The organism is Bacillus sp. JJ1127 (assembly GCF_036965845.1).
GTDB lineage: Bacteria > Bacillota > Bacilli > Bacillales > Bacillaceae_G > Bacillus_A.
In genome coordinates this window covers 1-1474 of the sequence record NZ_JBALQK010000153.1, presented here as the reverse complement: position 1 = coordinate 1474, position 1474 = coordinate 1, and the positions used below count along the sequence as shown (strand labels likewise).

General features: G+C 28.5%; 1 protein-coding gene and 1 pseudogene. One reads left to right on the top strand and one right to left on the bottom strand.

The window, feature by feature from the left end; all coding sequences use genetic code 11:
- Positions 1-1207 (bottom strand): ATP-grasp domain-containing protein (locus V7183_RS15755; protein WP_335360125.1); only part of this gene is annotated, 1207 nt, incomplete at its 3' end.
- Between the two features lie 129 nt (positions 1208-1336).
- Here V7183_RS15755 and V7183_RS15750 point away from each other — a divergent pair.
- Positions 1337-1474, top strand: a pseudogene (locus tag V7183_RS15750) (YheC/YheD family protein); the annotation flags it as partial.

Below are 1474 nucleotides of genomic sequence, written 5' to 3'. Positions count from 1 at the left end.
CAAAAGAAACTTCTTTAGCTGCTTCTAAAGCTATTTTTTTAGCTTCTGTTTTAAAATATGATGATGCTAAAATGTATCCACATCGATGCCCCATTGATGTAGGTGGTTTTAGGATGGCTCCTTTTTTGGGTTTTATATAAACCTTTTCCACACCAGGATATTTAGAACTACGATTTTTTCCTGTAACTCGGATTAGTTTTCCTTTAGATTTAACTGTTAAGTAATGAGTGTATACATATTTATAATGCTTTTTATTTAGTGAAGGTGTGTTTCCTAACATTAATTGAATAGTTTCTTGTACTAAGTTGATTCCATGTCCAATTTCAATCATGTCATTCATAGCTCCACCCGATATTCTAGGGTTTATTTCGATTAATTTCCAAACATCATTTATTCTACGTAGTTCTATATTACAAGCACCATTTTTCATATTAAAAGTCTTTATAACAGAATTAATAGTCTTGAGAAGGCTATAATATAGTTTTTTGTCTACTTGCCCTAGCAAAGAATAACCAGTGACAATAAAACGATTAAGAAATGTAATTTCTTGCTCAATTATTGCTATAATATGCACTTTTCCATTGTGAACTAAAATTTCAACCAAGTACTGAGGGCCATCTACATATTCCTCAATTAGAACTTTTTCATTAGGTAGTTTTTTCAAAAGAGTTTGCATAGATGAAATTAATTGATTTTCATTTTTTGCTAACAATACATCTTTTGATCCTGATGATTTAGGGGATTTAACGATAACAGGGAAATTCATGTTTTTAGCTTCTTTAAGAAAAGATGATAATGATTCTTTTGGTTTATAAACTAAATAATTGAGTGAGATTGATAAATCTTTTAGTACATTACGAGTCAATATTTTGTTTTCCATATGATAAATTGCTTCGGTAGATATTATATTTGGACAAAATTCTTTTGATAAACGTGCAGCTACATAAACGAAAGAATCAATAAAACTAAAAATTCCTTTTATATTTTTTCCTGTGTTTTTAAGCTTGTTAATTATTGTGACTACATTAGCGTAATCATCTATATCAGTGAAAATCATTTCATGTACATCCGGAAATGTATTGCGTTCTTCAAGAAATTTTTTTTTTCTAGTTAACAAAATTGTAAAGAAATTAAGTTTTTCTGCTGCCTTGATTGCTTCTCTACTTGATCCAGATTTATTTGTTTCAATAAAAACAATAGTATTCATAGTCTTATGCCCCCTTAGCTTCAATCATTTTTATAAAAACTCAAATTTATTATTTATATATAAGTAGAATATTAAAATGGGAGAAAAATCGTTCTTTATATTTTAAAATTAGTCAAATGAAGGGGGATTATGAATATATATAAGATGAATTTGATACGTGTTTGAAAAAGAAATTTAGAAAGAGGGGTAGGAAAACTCATATGGTTATAATCGGTATGCTTCATCATCGGAAAGATCCAAGAGATGTAAAGAAGGCATATGCTTATG